This window comes from Clostridium sp. TJA038, assembly GCF_058310255.1.
On record NZ_JBZEFA010000007.1, the window covers coordinates 37866 to 59280 of the forward strand.

Consider the following 21415-nt stretch of genomic DNA (forward strand, 5'->3'; position numbering starts at 1 on the left):
TTATTAATGATTATTTTTACAATTACTTTTTACATAAATAAGCATTGTATCTCATATTATTTATAGAGAAATTTATAGATTATTAGGAGGTACTATTTTGAAAGAGGAACAATTTAATATAGAAACTCTTATAGTTACCATATTAATTATGCTTACAATTATAAATATAGATTTTGTTCATTTATCTAATGAAAATAATATAAATTTAGAAATAATAGAAGAAGAGAACGTTCCAATAATTTCAGAGGTATTTATAAGTGCAGAGGAGGCTAAGAAATGGGCAAGAGAAAAGGGAGCAACAGAGGAATTTTTATATCTTGCAGATTTATATTGGGAATATTCAAGTGAACATGGTGAGGTTAATCCTGCTTTAGCTTATGCACAGGCTGCTAAGGAAACAGCTTATGGTAATTTTGGGGGAGTTTTAGATTCTTCTTATAGAAATCCTTGTGGGTTAAAAACAAGTAGAGGAGGAAGTGATAGAGACCCTAAGGCACATATGAAGTTTGAAAGTTGGGATGATGGAGTAAAAGCTCATTTAGACCATTTAGCATTATATGCAGGAGCTATAGGATACCCTAAGGAAGAAACAAAGGACCCTAGGCATTTTGATAGTATATTAGGAAAAGCTGATTCTGTAATTGAGCTTAGTGAAAACTGGGCTCCTAGTGATACTTATGGAGAAGAAATTTTGAATATGTATAATGAAATGACCTTAGGTGCTATAAATGGTGGCATGGAAGTTATGAACGTTTATTAATTTTAGTTATAAAAATAAGGTATAAATTCTATTTAAGAGAATTTATACCTTAATATATTTAAAGCTTAGGTTCCACAATAGGTTATATAAGGTTTATTATCTTTATTTGGTACCTTAGTGTATTTTTCTAAGTCCTTAGAATAGTTATAAGGATTTTTTAAGGCTTCTATTAAATCATTCATAAAGATAAAATCACCTTTTTCTGCTTTTTTAAGAGCTTCTTCAACTAAGTGATTTCTAGGAATTATATAAGGATTATTTTTACTCATTAAATCTCTTATTTCTTCACTTGTTTTATTTTCTTCTTTTAATCTGCTTTTCCAAAGCATATACCAATTTTTAAATTCTTCACTATTAAAAATTTCTTCCTCATTAAAGTTATTAGTTGTTAAAGAGACAAAAGTATTGGTAAAATCTGCTTTATACCTTTGCATTATGCTTAAAAGAGTATCTATTAACATTTCATCATTTTTCTTTTTAGTAAAAAGACCAAGTTTAGCTCTCATTTTATCAAACCAGTAATTTTCATATAACTTAGAGAAATTTGATAAAGATTTATTAGCTATATTAATAGCTTCTTCTTTATGGTTACTTAAAAGGGGTAACAATGCTTCAGAGAATCTAGCTAAATTCCATAAGGCCATATTAGGTTGATTTTTGTAGGAGTATCTACCTAAATAATCAATGGAGCTAAAAACTGTTTCTGTGTTATAAGTATCCATAAAGGCACAAGGGCCATAATCTATTGTTTCTCCTGATATAAGCATGTTATCTGTATTCATAACGCCATGAATAAATCCTACACTTTGCCATTTTGAAATAAGACTAGCTTGAAGTTTTATTACTTCTAAAAGGAATAATTCATATTTATTTTCTTTATCTATTAAATGAGGAAAATGCCTTTTTATTGTGTAATCAGCAAGACTTTTTAAGTCATCTAATTTTCCAAATTGATTAGCAAAAGAAAATGTTCCAACTCTTATATGGCTAGAGGCTATTCTTGTTAGTATAGCTCCTTGTTTAAATCCTTCTCTTAAAATTTCTTCACCAGTAGTTACCACAGCAAGACTTCTAGTTGTTGGTATTTTAAGTCCATACATTCCTTCACTTATTATATATTCACGAAGCATAGGTGAAAGGGCTGCCTTTCCATCTCCACCTCTTGAATATATTGTTCTTCCAGAGCCTTTTAATTCTATATCATATCTTTTTCCTTCTTTAGTTATATGTTCACCTAATAAAATAGCTCTTCCATCACCTAACATTGCGAAGTGCCCAAATTGATGACCAGCATAGGCTTGTGAAATAGGTGTTATTTCAGGAAAAGTTTTATTGCCTGAAAATATGCTAAGACCAAAGTCGCTATTTAAAATATCTTTATTAAGTCCAAGTTCCTTAGCTAAATCATCATTAAATTTAATTAATTTAGGATTTTTTGATATGCTAGGATTTTGTTTACTAAAGAATATATTAGGAAGAGTTAAGTAGGTGTTCTCTAGATTAAAACCTGTTTTTTCTTGAAAATCTTTTTTATTCATATATTTAAATCCTTTACCTTATAATTTATTTCAAACTTTATTCCATCCCTTATATTATGCTTAAAAATTTTTATTAAATTATAAAAATAAGATTTAAGTAGATTATATCACTAATAGTTTTAAAAAATTATTAAATATTAATTTTAGAGAAGAATTTATTTAATATAATTTTGAATTTAGTTTAAAAATAGTTTAAAAAATATTAAAAAATTACTGAGATTATTAATTATATATGGTATAATTTTAATACTAGTGTTAAACCTTATCAAAAAAGGAATATTAAGGCTAGATATTTTTTATGGGGGATGTAAAATGAAAAGAAAAATTTGTAAAGCGCTTATTTGTGCAACTTTAGTAACTTCTTTTGCAGGACTTTATTCAAGTAAAGTATATGCTTGGGATGGAAAAATTGATGGTACAGGAACTCATGCAATGATTGCAAAGCAAGGAATTTCTATTTTGGAAAATGATTTATCAAAGGATGAACCGGCTTACGTAAGAGAAAATTTAGAAATTTTAAAAAGCAATTTAAAAGAGTTTCAATTAGGTTCAACTTATCCTGACTATGATAAAAATGCTTATGATTTATATCAAGACCATTTCTGGGACCCTGATACAGAACATAACTTTTCAAAGGATAATAAATGGTATTTAGCTTATTCTGTTCAAGATACTGGAGAATCACAAATAAGAAAATTTTCAGCTTTAGCTAGATATGAGTGGCAAAGGGGTAATTATAAAGAGGCAACTTTTTATCTTGGAGAAGCTATGCATTATTTTGGAGATATAGATACTCCATATCATCCTGCAAATGTAACTGCTGTAGATAGCCCTGGGCATGTTAAGTTTGAAACTTTTGCAGAGGAAAGAAAAGAGCAGTATAAAATAGATACTGTAGGATGTAAAACAGATGAAAATTTTTATAAGGATATTTTAAAAAATGAAGATTTTAATTCTTGGTCAAAGGAATATGCAAGAGGATTTGCTAAGATAGGAAAGAATTTATATTATAGTCATGCTAGTATGAGTCATACATGGGAAGATTGGGATTATGCAGCAAAAATAACTTTAGCTAATTCTCAAAAAGGAACAGCAGGTTACATTTATAGATTTTTACATGATGTTTCAGAAAATAAAGAAGCTTCAAGTGATAAAAATATAGATGAATTAGTTGCGTATATTTCAACTAGTAATGAAAAAGATGCAGGAACAAATGATTATATGTATTTTGGAATTAAGACTAAGGATGGAGAAAGTCAAGAGTGGGAAATGGACAACCCAGGAAATGATTTTATGACAGGAAGTAAAGATACTTATACCTTTAAGTTAAAGGATAAGAATATAAAGGCTTCTGATATTGAAAATATGTGGATTAGAAAAAGTAAATATACAGCTTTTCAAGATGATTATAAGCCTGAAAATATAAAGGTAATAGCTAATGGAAAAGTCATATTAGATAAAAATATAAATGAATGGATTGTAGGAAATTCAACTTACAGTATAAAATAAAAAAATGATTAATAGTTTTGGTGGTAATAAAAAATAAAAGCTTAAGAAAGAATATATTCTTTTTTAAGCTTTTATTTTATCTAATTTTATTAAAGTAATAATAAATGGATTTTAAGAATATAATCAATAAGAATATGCTTTTTATTTGGAGGATTAAATGAAAGTAGATGTAATTTCTGGGTTTTTAGGTTCTGGTAAAACTACTTTAATAAAAAAGCTTTTAGAAACCTTAATTATAAAGGAAAAGGTAGCTATTGTTGAAAATGAATATGGTGAAGTTGGAATTGATGGATTTTTACTTAAGGATAGCAAAATTGAGGTTAAGGAAATTAATTCAGGTTGTATATGTTGCACTATAAAAGGTGATTTTAAAAAGAGTATTTTAGAAATAATATCAAATTATAGACCAGATAGAATAATCATAGAACCTTCTGGAGTAGCTAATTTTTCTCAGGTTCTTGAATCTATAAAAGAAGCTAATATAGAGGGTTTAAGAATAAATATGAAGGTAACTATGGTTGATGCTCAAAATGTTCATATGTATATGAAAAATTTTGGAGAGTTTTATAAAAGCCAATTAATTATGGCAAATACAATAATATTAACTAGAGTTGAAAATCTTTCTGATGATGAGATTCTTAAAGTTTGTAAAGAAATAAAAAGTGTAAATAATAGAGCAAGTATTATAACTACAAGTTTAAATAAATTAAGTGCAGAAAGAATACTTCAAGTTTCTGAAAAAAAGATTGAGGATTTAATAGAGGGAGTAGATTTTAAAAGAAAGGGTATAAGGGCAGTTAAAAGAAGCTATGCTAATGAAGTTTTTGAAAATTGGGGTACAGAAACAGCAAAGGTTTTTAAAGAGTTAGAAATAAAAGAAATTTTAAAAGAGTTTCAAAGTAACAAGTATGGAGAAGTTTTAAGAGTTAAGGGAATAGTAAAGTCTAAGGAAGATAGGTGGCTTAAATTTGATTTTGTTCCTAAGGATATATCAATTTCAGACTATAAAGGAGATTATACAGGAAGAGTATGTGTTATAGGAAGAAATTTAAATAAAGAGGAAATAGAAAAATTATTTTTTTAAAAGGAGATTAGAGAGATGAAAAAATGTTCTGTTGATTTAGTAACAGGTTTTTTATCCTCAGGAAAAACTTCCTTTATAAATCATACTTTAGAGGGAGGCTTTAAAGATGAGATTTTAATAATACAGGGGGAAAAGGGTAAGGAATCTATAAATATTAAGAGAAAAAATATTAATATAAAAAATTATTTAGACATGGAAAAATTAGAGGAAGAAGACTTAATAAGAAGTATAAAGTTTTATGAACCTAAAAGAATTATTTTTGAGTGTAATGGAGTTATAAGTAGTAAAAAAATAATAGATAAAATAAGAGGAGATAAACTTAGAAATTATTTGAATTTAGACCTTGTAATTAATTTAATAGATATGACAACCTTTGATATGTTTTTGAAAAATATACCTTCTATGATAGTTCCAAACATATCTTTAAGTAATCTTATTATTTTAAACAAATGTGAATATATAAAAGGTGATTCTTTAAAAGAGTATAAGAGTATGATAGAGAAATTTAATAAAGATGCTCATATAGTGAATTGTATAGGTAAAAAGGAAAATAAAATGATTTTTAATAAGGAAAGATTAATAAAAAGGATGATGGCTTAAGTATGGCGTTTTTAAATAAATTTTCTATAGTTTTTTCAAGTATAGTAATAGAAGCTCTGCCCTTTATACTTATAGGGGCAGTTTTAGCTTCCTTTATGCAAGTTTATATATCAAAGGATATTTTCAATAAAATAATATGCAAAAATAAGCTTTTAGGTTCTTTGCAAGCAGGAGTTATAGGTATTTTTCTTCCAGTTTGTGAATGTGCTACAGTACCAATAACTAGAGGACTTTTAAGTAAAAAGGTTCCTTTAAATGTTGCTATAACCTATATGTTAGCTGCACCTATTGTTAATCCCTTAGTTATTTTATCAACTTACTATGCCTTTGGTGGAAATATGAAAGTTGTATTTTTAAGAGTTTTTATTGGATTTTCAGTAGCTGTTATAGCTGGAGTTATTATGCTTTACTTAAGTGAAGAAGGTAATATATTTATAAATAAAGAAGATAGCTTTGAAGAGGAAAAATGTTTTTGTGGATGTTCTGAAATAGAAGATAATTCTAGTAAAATAATAAAGCTTTTAAAGCATATATCCTTAGAGTTTTATGAAATAGGAAAATATTTTATAGTAGGAGCTTCTTTAGCAGCAATTTTTCAAAGTTTTGTACCAAGAGGAATAATTTTTTATTTTGAAAATAATCAAGTTTTATCTATAATAACTCTTATGATTTTTTCATTTTTAATTTCTCTATGTTCAGAAGCTGATGCTTTTGTTGCAAGTACTTTTATGAATAGATTTTCTTTAGGGGCAGTAACTAGTTTTTTAGTAGTTGGTCCTATGATAGATTTAAAAAATACTATTATGCTTTTTTCAACATTTAAGAAGTCTTTTGTTTTTAAGCTTTTATTTGTAATATTTGCACTTTCTTTTATATTTTCAGTTCTTATATTTTAAGGAGGGAATTTTATGAGAAAGTTTAATTTTGGAGAATTTATATGGTTTTTATTAATTTTAGTCTTAGAGTATTTAATAGTTAAGATGATACTTAGCGAAAAGATTTTTTTGATAATATCAAAGGATATGAAGATATATGTTATTTTAACCTTAATAATATTGTCTTTTATTTTGATAATTCAATTTGTTAATATTTTTAAGGTTTCAACTAGAAAAAAATTTAAGGGAGGATATTTAATTTTTCTTTTTGCAATAATTATGTTAAGTATATCAGTAAGAAGTGATATTAAAGAAATTTCTTTAGATTTAAAGGGAGTTAAATTACAACATGGAATTCATAAGGAAGAAAATCACTTACATTCTCATGAAGAAATTAAAAATTCAGATGTTTTAGTTTCTAATGAAGAGAATTTTCATAGTTTTATAGAGGAGTTAAGTGTTAACTTAGATGAATTTTTAGGAAAAGAAATTTATATGGAAGGACTTTTTTATTTAAGTTCTGATTATGAAAGGGGAGAATTTGCTATAACACAGATAGATATGACTTGTTGTATAGTGGATTCTATGTATTTAGGAGTTCTTTGTAGGGGAGATATTAAAGAAATTAAAAATGGAAGTGAAATAAAAATAAAGGGAGTAGTTGAATCAAAGGAGATAAGAAATGAATTTGGAGAAATAGTAACTGTTCCAATTATAAATGTTTCTTATACAGATACTTTACAATAAATTTATATTTTGAATTTAATATATAATGTATAAATAAGAATTTTAAGAAAAGCCTATAAGTGAGGTTTTTATTGATTTTCTTATTTTTTATTTTAAAGAGAGATATTTACTTTTCAGTATTGAATTGCTTAGCTTTATATGTTAGAATGAGAAAGTATTACAAATTAATATTATTTATATGGAGAGATGTCCGAGTGGCCGAAGGAGCACGCCTGGAACGCGTGTGTAGGGGAAACTCTACCGAGGGTTCGAATCCCTCTCTCTCCGCCAATGCCGTACTAGATGGGGAGTTAGCGGTGCCCTGTAACCTGCAATCCGCTACAGCAGGATCGAAGTCCTCATAGAGGCTCTAGCTTGTGAAGTCTGCCCTATGTAAGTGGTGTTGAGAGTTGGGCCCCACGCAATGGAAACCTGTGAACCTCGTCAGGTCTGGAAGGAAGCAGCGATAAGCAGTCATTTTCATGTGCCGTGGATACGTCTGGCTTGAGCTAACTGCATAGGTAACGTTCATAAGTTATTGTCGAAGTGAGGTGTACGGTTTATTTATGCAAATTTAACTCTTAACAGTAAAATGTTAAGAGTTTTTTTATTTTTTAAAATTTCTAAACTGTTTATTAACAAAACATTAATAAAATCCTTTGTGCTTGTTGGTATAATTATAAGAGAATACTTATGATAAATATATGGAGGAAGCTATTATGAGGAAAATTTTATTGGGTATAATGTGGATAGTTATGTCCTTTTTTATTTTAGGATGTTCTAACATGGAAAAAAATTTATATGGTTTTTTTAATGATAAGAACATTGAGGAAAAGTATAAAGATAAAGAAAAATATATTCAAAAACTTTCCTCTACTATTGTAAATATGAGAGTAGATGGGTCAATAAATAATATGAGAGAGGTTAGTGAAACAGGCAAAATAGATAGTAAACTATTTTCACAATTAGAAGTTTCAGATAATTTTTTTCAATGTCTTATAGATGACTTTAATAATTTAAGCGTTCCAGAGGAGTTTTCTACATATAATGAGGAGATATTAGATAATTTAAAAAAAGCTAAGGCTTCCTTAGATGTAATGTTAGTTTCTAAAGATGAAAATTCTATAAAAGAAAATGCTAAGGTTTTTATTCAGAGTAATAAGGAAATATCTAATATAGTTGATAGGTTATTAATATACTACGAAAATTGTTAAATTAAAGAAACTATTAAGAAATTAAAGGGATTTTATCTTATTTATACTTTTTAAAGAAATTTATTAGTATTATAACAATAAATTGTATTGACTTTTTTTGGTTTAACAATTAAAATTCTAGTAAGATAATAATTTGAAATTTGGAGAATGGTATTATGAAAAATATAAACTTAACTAAAGCTTCAAAACTAAATACCTTTTACTTTAGCTATTATAGTTAAGTTTGCGTTTATGATACATAAAGAATTCATAGATGCAAGCTAAGGTTTGTATCTATGATGGCTAAGTTTAATATGCATGTAGGCCACATAGATAAATACTATGTGGCTTTTTTATTTAGGCAATAGGGCCACATAGTTTTACACTATGTGGCTTTTTTATATAAAAAAATAAATTTAGATTGGGGTTGGAAAACATGAAAAAAAACAGAGATATATTAATAATAGGATTTGCTTTGTTTTCTATATTCTTTGGGGCAGGAAACCTAATTTTTCCTCCATACATAGGATTAACATCTGGAAGTCAATGGATTATAAGTTTTTTAGGATTTATAATTTCAGATGTAGGAATAATATTTTTATCTATAGTTGCTATATCTAAGGCAGGCTCATTCCAAGGTGTTGTGGGAAGAGCTGGTAAGAGATTTGGTATAACTTTAGAAATTTTAATGATGCTTTGTCTAGGGCCTATATTAGTAGTTCCAAGAACTGCTGCAACAACTTTTGAGATGAGTATTGCACCAATTTTTAGTGGTGTAAATCCATATATTTTTTCAATTATATTCTTCTTAGTAGTTTTTGCTTTAACAATAAAGCCTAATAAAGTTATGGACATAATAGGAAAGGTATTAACTCCTTTATTATTAATAGCCTTAGCAATATTAATAATAAAAGGTATTGTAAGTCCTATTGGCGAGTTAGCAAAGGTTAATTCAGGAGAATTATTTATGACAGGTATTACTCAAGGATATCAAACAATGGATGCTTTAGGAACAGGAGGAATTGTTGCTCTTGTTATGGCTTCCTTAGCAAGTAAAGGTTATAAAGATAAAAAAGAAAATAGAATACTTACTATAAAGTCAGCTTTAATTGCATGTATTGGACTAGCTATTGTTTATGGTGGATTAACATATTTAGGGGCTACAGCTTCAACTTTATATGATAGTAATATTTCACAAACAACTTTACTTATGAACATAACAAATAAGATATTAGGTTCAACAGGAACAATAATGTTAGCTGTAGTAATAGGTTTAGCTTGTCTTACAACTGCAGTTGGATTAACATCAGTTACTGCTAAGTATTTTGAGGATGTTTCTAATAAAAAATTAAAGTATAAGTATGTAGTAATAGCAATATGTGTATTTAGTGCATTTTCTTCAAATTTAGGAGTTGATAAAATAATAGAAATAGCAGTTCCTATATTAAGTTTAATTTATCCAGTATCAATTCTTTTAGTACTAATGAAAATATTTGATAAGTTATTCCCAAGTGATGCAGTTGTAAAAGGTGCAACTTATGCAACTCTTTTAATAAGTTTACTTACTGTAGTTGATAGTTTAGGAATTAAGATAGATTTAGTACATAAATTACCTTTTGCAAATTTAGGATTTAACTGGGTTGTTCCTGCAATAATTGGAGGATTAATAGCTGCAATTATATGTAGGAAAAAGGAAGTACTGCCTTTAGAAGAATCCTACTAAAATTAAAAAAACAAAGCTCTTTAAAAGAGCTTTGTTTTTTTAGTTTAAATTTTTTTATAGTCTATAAACTTAAACTTAATATTATTTTCTTCATAAATACAACTTTCATAGGTTTTTATTAATTTTTCATAATTTAAATTTGGAAAGTAAGTATCACCATTAAATTCTTTTAATACTTCGGTTATATAAAATTTTGAGCTATGTTTTAAAAGCTCTGAGTAAATTTTTCCTCCACCTATTACAAAAACTTCTTCTTTGCTATTTTTATAATCTGAAATAACATCTTTTAAATCATTATAGATTATTACTGAGTTATTTTTGCAAGAAAAGTTTTTATCTCTAGTTAAAACTAAATGAGTTCTATAAGGGAGTATAAAGGGTAAAGATTCAAAGGTTTTTCTACCCATTAATATTTTTTTACCCATAGTAATTTCTTTAAATCTTTTTAAATCGCTTGAAATATTCCAAGGCATTTTATTGTTAATTCCTATGATATTATTAATACTTTTGGCAACAATTATAGAAAACATAAAAAATCCTTTCTAAATATAAACACTATTAAAGATAATTATATATTTATTTTTAGAAAATAAAATATTAATCATGATATAATAATTTAACTAAGAAAAATATAAAAAAGTGTAGCAGGTATTACAGTTTGTTTTGATGTATAATGATTATATGTTAATACAAGCTTAGAGAGGTGAATAATTTGGCATATAAAGCTTTGTATAGAGAATGGAGACCACAGACCTTTAAGGATGTTGTGGGACAGGAACATATAACAACTACTTTAAAGAATCAAATAATAAATGATAGAATAGCTCATGCATATTTATTTTGTGGAACAAGAGGAACAGGTAAGACATCAACTGCTAAGGTTTTTGCAAAGGCTTTAAATTGTTTAGATTTAAAGGATGGTGAACCATGCAATGAGTGTGAAATGTGTAAAAAAATAAATGAAGGGCTAGCGATAGACATAACAGAACTTGATGCAGCTTCAAATAATGGAGTAGATAACATAAGAGATATAATTGAAGATGTTCAATATCCACCACAGGAAGCTAAATATAAAGTTTACATAATGGATGAGGTGCATATGCTTTCAATGGGAGCTGTTAATGCATTTTTAAAGACTTTAGAGGAGCCACCAAAAAATGTGGTTTTTATTTTAGCAACAACAGACCCACAAAAATTACCTATAACTATATTATCAAGATGTCAAAGATTTGATTTTAAAAGAATTAGTAGAAAAGACATAACGGCAAGGCTTAGAAAAATAGTTACAGAGCAAGGTGTTTTTTGTGATGATAAAAGCTTAGATTTAGTTGCAAGAGTTTCTGATGGAGCTATGAGAGATTCACTAAGTATATTAGATCAAGCTATATCAATAGGTGATGGAAAGGTGGATTATGATGAATTAGTTTCAATGCTAGGACTTGTAACTAATGATAATCTATTTAAAATAGTTGATTCTATAATAAAGAGAGATATTGAAAGTGCTATGGAAATAATAGAAGAATTAGTTCTCTCAGGAAAGGATTTAACTCTTTTTATAAAGGATTTAATAGTTCATTACAGAAATCTTCTTATGATAAAGGTTACTTTAAATCCAGAGGAGGTTTTAGATACTGCAGAGGAAAATATAGAAAAGTTGAAGCTTCAAGGTGCTAAGTTAAAAGTTGAGGAAATTATGAGATGCATAAGAATTATGCAAGATTGTGATGAAGAGGCTAAACTTAGCAAACAAGCTAGAGTTTATTTAGAATTAGCAGTAATAAAAATGTGTAAAATAGAGTATGATACATCTAAGGAAGTTCTATTATCTAGAATAAATAAATTAGAGCAAATTATAAAAAGTGGAAATATAAGAGTTAATACAAACTCACAATTAGAAAAGCCTAAAGTTATAAATGAAAATAATAGAAATCAAAGGCTTTTAAATAATGAAAAAGATAAAGAAGTTAAGAGCTTAAATTATGAAGTTGTAAATGAAAATTCAACTTTGACACCAGATTATTTAAGGAAGGTTTGGAAAGATATACTTGAAACTTTTAAGAGTAGAGGAAAGTATATGGTTTATATAGCTTTAGCTAGAGGGATAAGTAAGGTTTCCTGCAATAAGGGAGTTGTTGAATTTAGATATAATTATGAATATAGACATAATAAAGAAAGACTTGAAAAACCTGATTTTTCTAAGATTGTAAATGAAGTTTTTTCTGAGGTCTTGAAAGAGCCTGTAAAAGTTGTATATAGTGTTGAAAAAGGAACTGAAGAAGAAAAAGATAAGGAAGCTGATTTAGAAGCTAGACTTGCAGGTATTATGGGAGATGGCCTTGAAATAGTTGATGAATAGAATAATTTGTAACCAAATAATTATGGTTAATCATATATTATAGTAAATTTTTCAAAAATGCTATATAATATTAAAGAGTTAATTTTTTAAGGAGGATATAAGTATGGCAAGAGGTGGATTCCCAGGCGGAATGGGAAATATGAATAATTTAATGAAGCAAGCACAAATGCTTCAAAAGCAAATGCAATCAATGCAAGAAGAAATCGAAGCAACAGAATTCGAAGGCTCAGCTGGCGGCGGTGCAGTTGTTGCAAAAGTTAACGGTAAGAAAGAATTAATCGCACTTAATATAAAGCCAGAAGTTGTAGATCCAGATGATGTTGAAATGTTAGAGGACCTAGTTTTCACAGCTGTTAAGCAAGCTTTAGAAAAAGCTACTGAAGAAACTTCAGAGAAAATGGGTAAATTAACTGGCGGAATGGGAATGCCAGGATTATTCTAATATAATACTTATTAAATTTAAAAACTCTGCTGAAACTATCAGCGGAGTTTTTTATAAATATAGAGTTTATTTTAATAGATAGGAGGAAGAAATATGGAATTTTATCCTGTAGCTATAGAGAAGTTAATTGAAGAGTTTGCTAAATTACCTAGCATAGGAAAAAAGTCAGCTCAAAGATTAACTTTACATATTTTAAACATGCCAAAGGAAGAAGTTGAAGAATTTGCTAATGCTTTAATTAAAGCAAGAGGTACTATTAAGTATTGTTCAGTTTGTGGTAACTTTACAGATACAGACCCTTGTGCAATTTGTTCAAATCCTAATAGAGATAAGGATATAATTTGTGTTGTTGAACAACCAAAAGATATTATGACTATGGAAAAAGTTAAAGAATTTAATGGATTATATCATGTTTTACATGGAACAATTTCTCCGATGCAAGGTAGAGGGCCACAAGATATAAGAATAAGAGAATTAGTAGCTAGAATGAGTGGAGATATAAAAGAGGTTATTGTAGCTACTAATCCTACAATTGATGGAGAAGCTACGGCAATGTATATATCAAAAATATTAAAACCTTTAGATGTTAAGGTTACTAGAATAGCAGCGGGAATACCTGTTGGTGGAGATTTAGAATATGCAGATGAAGTAACTTTATCAAAAGCTTTAGAGGGAAGAACAGTAATTTAATATATAAATATTCTATAAATATCTGTAATGCATGAATATAACTTGGATATTTGGGTAATAATTCCAAAAGAATAAGTTGGAGGTGTTATTATGGATAAAAGAAAAATTTCTAATTACTTAATTAAAAAAATAGATTATTCAAAGGAAGAAAAAGAAATATTAGATGCCATAGAACAGACTATTTTGGAGATGGAAGTTGCAAGGTCAGCCTTTCAAAATGCTTATGATGATAAACTTATAGAATCTTTAATATATAAAGAGCAAGATATTAATGCAAGATATGAATATTTAATAAGAGAAGCAAAAAAAAGAGGAATAAAAGTTGGGATTGAGCATATATTTAAGAATACTAGAATAAGCATAATTTAAAAAGGGATGGTATATTAATGGATATAGGAAATTTATCCTTAGATGATATAGTTATTTTAATTATAGGTGTACTTGCTGCACTTCTAATTTTAAGATTAATATTTGGGTCTATAAGAAAGATAATTGGTTTAGTTATAAATGGTCTTTTTGGAGCAGTACTACTTTTAATAGTTAACTATTTTGGGGCATATTTTGGAATAACTATAGGTATAAATTTGTTAACAGCTTTAATTGCTGGAATATTAGGAATACCAGGAGTTGTATTAATGGTGTTATTTCAAATTTTTATAGCATAAAAAAACAGGTGATTTTCACCTGTTTTTTTTATTTAAGTCATTGGAAGGAGATTGTTTTGACAATTATTAAGGAGGAATCCAATTACTTCTTTCTTATTCTAAGGAGAGGAGTAGCCAAAGTAAGAAGTAATTAGTCTTAATATAAATATATGCTTAAAATAAAAAATTGCTACTTAAATCATAAAATCTTTTAAAGAAAAGTATATTTTATATATACTATAAATTTAAAAGTGGAGAGTTTTGTTTATGAGTAATTTTAGTTTTGTCTATGATAAAAAATATTTAGATAAATATAAGTATAAAAACATTAGAATTGGTATTTTTTTAGGGGCTTTGTACTTCTTTTTATTAGGAAACTATGCTTTAATAAGAAACTTAAAATTAAATAAATCTTTTTTAGAGATTTCCATAATAAATAAATGTTTTTCCTTAAGCGATATAGATAAGTTTTTTCTTTTTTTAATTTTAGCTTTTACAGTTAATTTTATATTTTCTCATAAGGGTACTAGTTTAGTTTCATCTAAAATATTTAAGTATGAACATAATTATTTTTATATAAAGATAATGACAATACTAAAAATATCTATTATTCCTTATGTTTTAAATATGCTTTTAAAGTTTTTTTTATATTTTAAATATAGAGAGGAATTTCCTATTGGGTTATTTATATTAAGCTTTTTTTATATATTAAGTTTAATACTGTTTTTTCTTAGTATAATAATATTTATGAATTTTTTAATAAAGGATAGTCTTTTAGCAGGTGTTTTTCCTATATTTTTTGTAGAGGGATTAATATTTTTCTTTTTTATAAGTGAACTTTTAATAAGTGATAAACTAATAAAGTTAAGAATGTTTTTAATTAGTATAGGGGAGTTTCTTCTTAAAATATTTGAAATTTTTAATTTGGATTTTCAAATAAATTCATTTAGTATATCAAGACAGGTTATAAATATTTTTATTATAAATTCAATTTCATTAATATTTATAATCTTATCAAAAGTAGTTTTTAGAAATATAAAGGTAGTAAATATTTCTAATATATATTTCTTTAAAGGTATTAGATATTTCGTTTATTTTTTTATGAGTTTATTAATAAGTTTTATTTCAGTTCATGGAATAGGATATTTATTAATAATGTTAATGCCTAGAATATCTTATGTTCAAGGAACTTTTATAGTTAATCTTTTATCTTTAGTATTTTTTATAATATTTTTTGTGATTTTAGAAATAAGCTATAGAATTATTATGAGTAAAAGAAGAAAAAAACTTGAACATTTATATAATATTAAAAATTCAAGTAGAGCTATACAGTTAGCAGAAGATATGTCTATTTAAATATTCTTTTTATTTTTAATAAAAGAAAGTGTGATATACTTTTATTATTAAAAATTTGGAGGGTTATTATGGCTGTTGGAACAAGTATAAATTGTAAGTATTGTATAGACTTTAAAAATAATAAATGTGATGGAACTGAAAAAAATTGTTTGTGTAGAGTTTGTCCAAGAAATTTAGGACAATGTATTTGTGTTAAATACTGTAGAGAAACAGAATCAGTATTATTTTGGGGTGAAGAAGAGGAATAATTTAGTATAAAAAAACTTTCTTAGAAAATAATAATAATAAATACTTCTCTAAGAAAGGAGATTTTTTATATGACTATAAGTGAGGAGTTTAATCATATAGCAGAAAATTGTTTTGATTTTTCATCTAGACATAGGGAAGCTGTATCTTCAATGGATTCTTGTAAAAGTTGTTTAAATTGCAATGAATTTAGATGCGGAACTTGTTCAAGAGAAATGGAAAGAAAATTTAACATTTTACAAGATATTATTTAAATTTAAAAAAGCCCTAATATATTAGGGCTTTTGTTTTATGCCATTTTTAATAACATAGATTTTAGTATAGAAGTTGAGTTTTTAACTCCTATAGCTGTAAATTCAGCAAAATCCATATGTGCTCCATTATTTGCATTATCAGATATTGATCTTATAACTAAGAATGGAATATTGTTTAAGTAACATACATGAGCGATACTTGCTCCTTCCATTTCACAGGCTAAAGCAGAAAATTCTTTTTCTAACCATTTAACTTTATCTAAATCAGCAACAAATTGATCTCCTGTTACTATTCTTCCAGTAAAGCTATTGATTTCATCATTTTCTTTACAAGCCTCTTCACAAAGTTTTATTAATTCTTCAGAAGATTTAAAGTCAAAGGTATCTAGTCTAGGGATTTGTCCAATAGGGTCTCCAAAAGCTGAAGTATCCATGTCGTATTGTACTAATGAATTACCTATAACAACATCTCCAGGGTAGATATTCATACCTATACCACCAGCAACACCAACATTTATTATTTTATTAACTTTATATTCACTTATTAATATTTGTGTGCAAACTGCAGCGTTAACTTTACCTATACCACAAACAACAGCTACAACTTCTTGTCCCCAAAGAGTTCCTTTGTGGAATGTCATATTAGCTTTAGTTTCTTTAGATTTAACTTCCATATCTTTTAAAAGTATTTCTAATTCTTCGCTCATAGCAGCGATTATTCCTAATGTCATTTTAATGCCTCCTCAAATTAAATTCATAAAGTTATTATATATTAAAAAATAAGCATATCATAGGAATTTAAATACTTTTAATAAGTAGTTTTATTGTTTTTTATATATGAATTTAATAAATTTACATATATAAAAACTTTTTGACTAAATTATATGATAGTATATATGAAAAACTTTATTTATATTAGTTTATATAAATAAAGTAAATTTCTATATATAATTTATATAGAACATAAATTAGATTTTTACACATAGGGAAAATTTTAAAGTTTAAGAAGGAGAGAATTTTTATGTCAAAACATTCATTGTCAAGAACAGAGCTTTTAGTAGGAGAAGAAGCTTTAGAGAAATTATCCAAAAGTAAGGTTATGGTATTTGGAGTTGGGGGAGTAGGAAGCTTTGCTGTAGAGGCTTTAGCAAGAGCAGGAATTGGAAATCTGATTTTAGTTGATAATGATACAGTTTGTATAACTAATTTAAACAGACAAATACATGCTACATATGATACTGTAGATAAAAATAAAGTTGATGTTATGAAAGAGAGAATACTTTCAATAAATAAAGATTGTAATGTGGAAACAATACAAATTTTTGTTACACCAGATAATTTAGACGAAATAATACCAGAGGATGTAGATTATATAGTTGATGCTATTGATACAATTTCATCTAAAATAGCTCTTGCAGTTTATTGTGAGAAAAAAGGTATAAAGCTTATAAGTTCTATGGGAACAGGAAATAAATTAAACCCAGCTGAATTTAAAGTTTCTGATATATATAATACAAAGGTATGTCCTTTAGCTAAGGTTATGAGATATGAGCTTAGAAAAAGAGGAGTTAAAAAGTTAAAGGTTGTATATTCAGAAGAGATGCCAAGAAAGCCTAAAAGTTTTAACGAAGAGGAATCCTCAAAAAAAGAACAAAATGAAAACAATGATAAAACCATTATAAAGAAAAGACAAACACCTGGTAGTATGTCTTTTGTTCCACCAGTTGCAGGTATGATAATGGCTTCAGAAGTGGTTAAGGATTTAATAAAAGAATATATATAGTTTGAATAAATTTTTAGGTTATATCAAAATATAAACTTAGTTATTTTGATATAACCTAAATTTTATTTATTAAATTAAAAATAATTTTTAGCTTAAAAGTATAAAGAAGTTTTACATACTTAGAGTATATAATTTAAGCATTAAATAAATTTTTTGTGTTATAATTTTAATGTTTTTGTTTTATAAATACTACTCTAAATTTTATATTTTTATAGCTTAAAGTGATTTAATTTAATAATATAAATATGGTAAGATTTTTTATTTATTAAATGATAAGGAGAAGTAATAATGAATAGTAAAAAGCAAAATTATGTTGCATTAGCTTTTCTATTTATAATGATGATCTTAGCAGCTATAGTTGAAAATACTAAGGGTATATTTATCCCTGTTTTTAAACAGGAATTTGGAGTGAACGATAATACTATAAGTAATTTACTTATATCAACTTCAGCTGCATACATGGTCTTAACATTTATAGGTGGAATGCTATGTGAAAAATTTGGACAAAAGAAAGTATTTTTAACAGGATTAGTAGTTATATTTTTATCTCTTATATTTTTATCTTTTACAAGAAACTACTTAATGTTATATACGGGGACAGTTGTAAGTAGTGCTGGTATAGCTTTAGTTGCAATATCTTGTAATACGGTACTCCCTATACTAGCTTTAACTGCACAAAATGTAATAATGAATGTTATGCATGCTTGTTATGGTTTAGGTTCTTCAGTAGGGCAAGGGCTTTTTGGAGCTTTAACAGCAAGAGGTGTTAACTGGAGAACAATATACTTTTTTGTTGGACTAATTTATTTAGCAGTATTTATCTGTTTTATATTTGTAAAGATACCTAGAACTGAAGTTGTTAAGGAAAAAGATAAGATGACTTTAGTAGAAGCTCTATCAAATAAAATAATTATAGCCTATATGCTTGCTTTAGGTTTATATGTATTTACAGAGCAAGGTATATCAAACTGGTTCGTAAATTATATGAAGTACGGGTATAATATAAATGAACAAAGAGCAGGAATGTATCTATCTTTATTTTTTGCTATCTTTACAATTGGAAGATTGTTTGGAGGTTTTGTAGTAGAAAAAAGAGGATATTTTAACATACTATATAAAACATTAATAGTAGGTGCTGTGCTTTGTATATTAGGTTTAGTTTTAGGTAGAAGTGGTATGGTTATAATATCTTTATCAGGATTGTTCTTCTCAATAACATTCCCAACTACAGTTTTAACAATAAGTAAGGTGTTTAATAAAAATGTTGCTTATATAACAGGAATAGTAATAACATCTGCAAGTTTAGTAGGAATGATATTAAATAAAGTAATTGGTATTTTAAATGAGAGTATAGGACCTGAAAAAGCTTTTTATATTATACCTGCAAGTGCAATTTTATCTGCAATATTAATGTTCTACTTATATATAAAAACTAAGAAAGAGCTAGTAAAATAAAAATATAAATTTGGAGAGTAGAGTATGTCTTTTGATAAAAATGTATTTATAGAAGCAATAAGAGGAAACAATAGAGAGTACGTTATAAAAGATAAAATTGGAATAATTTTAGGGAGATTTTTTTTAAAGGACCTAGATAATAAAAATAAAAAAGCAGATGTTAAATTTAAGTTTTATAAAGAAGAAAACTATATGCTTATGAAGGAAACTTTAAAAAAGATTCTAAAGGTTTTATTTGCTGAAAAAGACATATATAAAATAAATCTTTTTGTATCGGATATAAAAAATTTTAGTGTCTATTTAGACTTAGGTTTTATGCTTGAAGGAATTTTATCAGATAATGTTTGTGTGAACGGCGTAAAAAAGGATGAATATATACTTGGTATAAATTCAAATGACTTTAAGGATAAAGTGAAATTAGTTAATTTTCAATTAAATACTAAGAATTTAACTATTAAAAACTTAACACCAGAAAATACTGAGGAAATGTTAGCTTATTATATAAGAAACGAAAAGCATTTAAAACAATATGAGCCAACAAGGGACAGTAGTTTTTATACTTATGAGGGGCAAAAGGAAATTTTAACGGAAAGTTTTAGGCAATTTATAGATGGTACATCTATTGACTTAGGAATATTTAAAGATGAAAAGTTAATAGGAAAAATAAAATTATCTAACATAGTATATGGAATACTTAGAAGTGCTTTCGTTGGATATTCAATAGATAAAGAATATCAAGGAAGAGGATATATGAAAGAGGCATTAAGAAAGGTTTGTAACTATGCTTTTTATGAGATGAATTTGCATAGATTAGAAGCATCAACTTTAATAGATAACGAGAGATCACAAGGGGTACTAAAAAGTTGTGGTTTTAATGAGTTAGGTATTAGTAAAAAATATTTATATATAAATGGAGAGTGGAGAGACCACAAAATATTTTATAAGATAAATAATGATTTATAGAACTTTAAGGAGGAGCAAAGTTGTCTCTAAATACTAAAAATAATCTTTATAAAGAGATACTAGACAGGATAGATAAAGGAGGAAATTGGGAGATGATAGTTGTAGATGGAGTTGTTGGAGTAGGAAAAAGTACTTTGATGAACATCTTAGCGGAAAGGGGATTAATAGCTTATGAGGAGCCAGTTGTGGACAATCCTATATTAGAAAAATTCTATTACGATAGAAATAGATACTCTTTTCCACTTCAAGTATTTTTCTTAAATAAAAGATTTAAACATATAAAAGAAGCAGGTCTTGTAGAAAATTCTGTTATGGACAGAAGTATATATGGTGATGTTATATTTGCTAAAATGCTTTGCGAAAGTGGAGAAATGACTGTTGAAGAGTTTGAATTATATAAAGAGCTTTTAGAAAATATGTTAGAGCATGTTAAAGCTCCTAAACTAATGGTATATTTAGAAATATCAGTAGATGAAGCTATGAAAAGAATTCAGAAGAGGGGAAGAGATTACGAACAAGTAGTAGAAAGAGAATATTGGGAAAAATTAAATAAAGAGTATAGAGAGTATTTTGAAAACTACGATGTGTCTCCTATATTAAGAATAAATGTAGATGAGTTAGATTTTGAGAATGTACCAGAAGATAGGGAGTATGTTCTAAACTTAATAGATAAAAAGCTAGAAGAATTAGAAAAAAACAAATAAATCTATGCAAAAAGAAGAGGATATAAAATTATTCTCTTCTTTTTACTTTATAATTATATTTTTTCTTTTTATAATACTTATGAATATTTAATCTAAAAGTGGTAATGATAATAAAGAATTAATTATTAATTTAAGCTTTTAATATAGATTAATAATACAAAACTATCCATAAATGAATACTTATTGAATATAATATCTATAAACTTTTCCTAGCGTATCAATATATGATATATAAAGAAAATAAAAGAATTCAAAAGGTAAATTTGGATATTTTTAAAAAACACACCTAAAAATTAAATTAAATTAAATAAATGATGATAAGATAATACCTGTCGCTAAGGACTGGCAACAAAAAAAGACATTAAGTTGAAAGAAAACAACTTAAAAAACTTTTTTTAAAAAGTGTTGACAAAGTTCGAAAGTGATGATAAAATAAAGAAGTCGCTTGAGGGCGACAAAGAAATGGTCTTTGAAAATTAAACAGAAGATATTAACATAAACCAGCAATTCTTTT

23 protein-coding genes, 1 tRNA gene and 1 other RNA gene are annotated in these 21415 nt (G+C 26.7%); 22 read left to right on the forward strand and 3 right to left on the reverse strand.

Annotated elements, in window-relative coordinates; genetic code table 11:
• Positions 1–97: 97 nt before the first annotated feature.
• Complete coding sequence (locus tag AC4FQV_RS10285; RefSeq protein ID WP_491165446.1) at positions 98–760, forward strand: glucosaminidase domain-containing protein; 663 nt, start codon at positions 98–100, stop codon at positions 758–760.
• A gap of 65 nt (positions 761–825) precedes the next feature.
• On the opposite strand, the gene AC4FQV_RS10290 is transcribed toward AC4FQV_RS10285, so the two are convergent.
• Positions 826–2298, reverse strand: a complete 1473-nt coding sequence (locus tag AC4FQV_RS10290) for a protein adenylyltransferase SelO (protein WP_491165447.1) — start codon at positions 2296–2298, stop codon at positions 826–828.
• A gap of 312 nt (positions 2299–2610) precedes the next feature.
• Between AC4FQV_RS10290 and AC4FQV_RS10295 the strand changes: the two genes are divergently transcribed.
• The 9 genes from AC4FQV_RS10295 to brnQ all read left to right on the forward strand — a co-directional run bounded on the left by AC4FQV_RS10295 (position 2611) and on the right by brnQ (position 10008).
• The gene (locus tag AC4FQV_RS10295; RefSeq protein WP_491165448.1) at positions 2611–3807 is read left to right on the forward strand and encodes a phospholipase C; all 1197 of its coding nucleotides are present in this window, start codon (positions 2611–2613) and stop codon (positions 3805–3807) included.
• A gap of 157 nt (positions 3808–3964) precedes the next feature.
• Entirely contained in the window at positions 3965–4891 is a 927-nt protein-coding gene (locus tag AC4FQV_RS10300) for a CobW family GTP-binding protein (RefSeq protein WP_491140297.1), read from the forward strand.
• Between the two features lie 15 nt (positions 4892–4906).
• Entirely contained in the window at positions 4907–5491 is a 585-nt protein-coding gene (locus tag AC4FQV_RS10305) for a GTP-binding protein (protein WP_491140298.1), read from the forward strand.
• 2 nt (positions 5492–5493) lie between these two features.
• Positions 5494–6387: a permease gene (locus AC4FQV_RS10310; RefSeq protein ID WP_491165449.1), complete on the forward strand. Its 894-nt coding sequence runs from the start codon at positions 5494–5496 to the stop codon at positions 6385–6387.
• Between the two features lie 12 nt (positions 6388–6399).
• On the forward strand, positions 6400–7113 hold the full coding sequence (locus AC4FQV_RS10315) for a TIGR03943 family putative permease subunit (RefSeq protein ID WP_491165450.1): 714 nt from the start codon (positions 6400–6402) through the stop codon (positions 7111–7113).
• A 180-nt stretch (positions 7114–7293) separates the two neighbouring features.
• Positions 7294–7383, forward strand: a tRNA-Ser gene (locus AC4FQV_RS10320).
• Positions 7384–7386: 3 nt separating this feature from the next.
• An RNA gene (gene ffs, locus AC4FQV_RS10325) (signal recognition particle sRNA large type) lies at positions 7387–7651 on the forward strand.
• 160 nt (positions 7652–7811) lie between these two features.
• Positions 7812–8306, forward strand: coding sequence for a hypothetical protein (locus AC4FQV_RS10330; protein WP_491165451.1), 495 nt, complete (start codon positions 7812–7814; stop codon positions 8304–8306).
• Between the two features lie 415 nt (positions 8307–8721).
• Positions 8722–10008 (forward strand): branched-chain amino acid transport system II carrier protein, encoded by a 1287-nt coding sequence (gene brnQ / locus AC4FQV_RS10335; protein WP_491165452.1) that lies wholly within the window; start codon positions 8722–8724, stop codon positions 10006–10008.
• A gap of 44 nt (positions 10009–10052) precedes the next feature.
• On the opposite strand, the gene AC4FQV_RS10340 is transcribed toward brnQ, so the two are convergent.
• Positions 10053–10538 carry a dihydrofolate reductase gene (locus AC4FQV_RS10340; protein WP_491165453.1) on the reverse strand — a complete coding sequence of 162 codons (486 nt, stop codon included), beginning with the start codon at positions 10536–10538 and terminating at the stop codon, positions 10053–10055.
• Positions 10539–10720: 182 nt separating this feature from the next.
• Between AC4FQV_RS10340 and dnaX the strand changes: the two genes are divergently transcribed.
• From dnaX to AC4FQV_RS10380, 8 genes are all read left to right on the forward strand, one after another.
• Complete coding sequence (dnaX, locus tag AC4FQV_RS10345) at positions 10721–12364, forward strand: DNA polymerase III subunit gamma/tau (protein WP_491165454.1); 1644 nt, start codon at positions 10721–10723, stop codon at positions 12362–12364.
• A 103-nt stretch (positions 12365–12467) separates the two neighbouring features.
• Positions 12468–12806 carry a YbaB/EbfC family nucleoid-associated protein gene (locus AC4FQV_RS10350; RefSeq protein WP_491140309.1) on the forward strand — a complete coding sequence of 113 codons (339 nt, stop codon included), beginning with the start codon at positions 12468–12470 and terminating at the stop codon, positions 12804–12806.
• A 93-nt stretch (positions 12807–12899) separates the two neighbouring features.
• Positions 12900–13496, forward strand: a complete 597-nt coding sequence (recR, locus tag AC4FQV_RS10355) for a recombination mediator RecR (RefSeq protein WP_491140311.1) — start codon at positions 12900–12902, stop codon at positions 13494–13496.
• Between the two features lie 90 nt (positions 13497–13586).
• A complete protein-coding gene (locus tag AC4FQV_RS10360; RefSeq protein WP_491140312.1) occupies positions 13587–13865 on the forward strand; it encodes a YaaL family protein in 279 nt (92 codons plus the stop codon).
• A gap of 17 nt (positions 13866–13882) precedes the next feature.
• On the forward strand, positions 13883–14161 hold the full coding sequence (locus AC4FQV_RS10365) for a pro-sigmaK processing inhibitor BofA family protein (protein ID WP_491140313.1): 279 nt from the start codon (positions 13883–13885) through the stop codon (positions 14159–14161).
• A gap of 246 nt (positions 14162–14407) precedes the next feature.
• Positions 14408–15496, forward strand: coding sequence for a hypothetical protein (locus AC4FQV_RS10370; RefSeq protein ID WP_491165455.1), 1089 nt, complete (start codon positions 14408–14410; stop codon positions 15494–15496).
• 68 nt (positions 15497–15564) lie between these two features.
• Positions 15565–15744 (forward strand): hypothetical protein, encoded by a 180-nt coding sequence (locus AC4FQV_RS10375; RefSeq protein ID WP_491140316.1) that lies wholly within the window; start codon positions 15565–15567, stop codon positions 15742–15744.
• Between the two features lie 69 nt (positions 15745–15813).
• Positions 15814–15996 (forward strand): hypothetical protein, encoded by a 183-nt coding sequence (locus tag AC4FQV_RS10380; RefSeq protein ID WP_491140317.1) that lies wholly within the window; start codon positions 15814–15816, stop codon positions 15994–15996.
• Between the two features lie 35 nt (positions 15997–16031).
• Here the strand turns inward: AC4FQV_RS10380 and AC4FQV_RS10385 are convergent, their stop codons facing one another.
• Entirely contained in the window at positions 16032–16727 is a 696-nt protein-coding gene (locus tag AC4FQV_RS10385) for a 5'-methylthioadenosine/adenosylhomocysteine nucleosidase (protein WP_491140318.1), read from the reverse strand.
• A gap of 290 nt (positions 16728–17017) precedes the next feature.
• Here AC4FQV_RS10385 and AC4FQV_RS10390 point away from each other — a divergent pair, with 290 nt between their 5' ends.
• The 4 genes from AC4FQV_RS10390 to AC4FQV_RS10405 all read left to right on the forward strand — a co-directional run bounded on the left by AC4FQV_RS10390 (position 17018) and on the right by AC4FQV_RS10405 (position 20901).
• Positions 17018–17779, forward strand: coding sequence for a tRNA threonylcarbamoyladenosine dehydratase (locus AC4FQV_RS10390; protein ID WP_491140319.1), 762 nt, complete (start codon positions 17018–17020; stop codon positions 17777–17779).
• A gap of 288 nt (positions 17780–18067) precedes the next feature.
• On the forward strand, positions 18068–19234 hold the full coding sequence (locus tag AC4FQV_RS10395; RefSeq protein WP_491165456.1) for an MFS transporter: 1167 nt from the start codon (positions 18068–18070) through the stop codon (positions 19232–19234).
• A gap of 24 nt (positions 19235–19258) precedes the next feature.
• Complete coding sequence (locus AC4FQV_RS10400; RefSeq protein WP_491165457.1) at positions 19259–20197, forward strand: GNAT family N-acetyltransferase; 939 nt, start codon at positions 19259–19261, stop codon at positions 20195–20197.
• Positions 20198–20217: 20 nt separating this feature from the next.
• Positions 20218–20901: a deoxynucleoside kinase gene (locus AC4FQV_RS10405; protein ID WP_491140322.1), complete on the forward strand. Its 684-nt coding sequence runs from the start codon at positions 20218–20220 to the stop codon at positions 20899–20901.
• Positions 20902–21415: the final 514 nt, after the last annotated feature.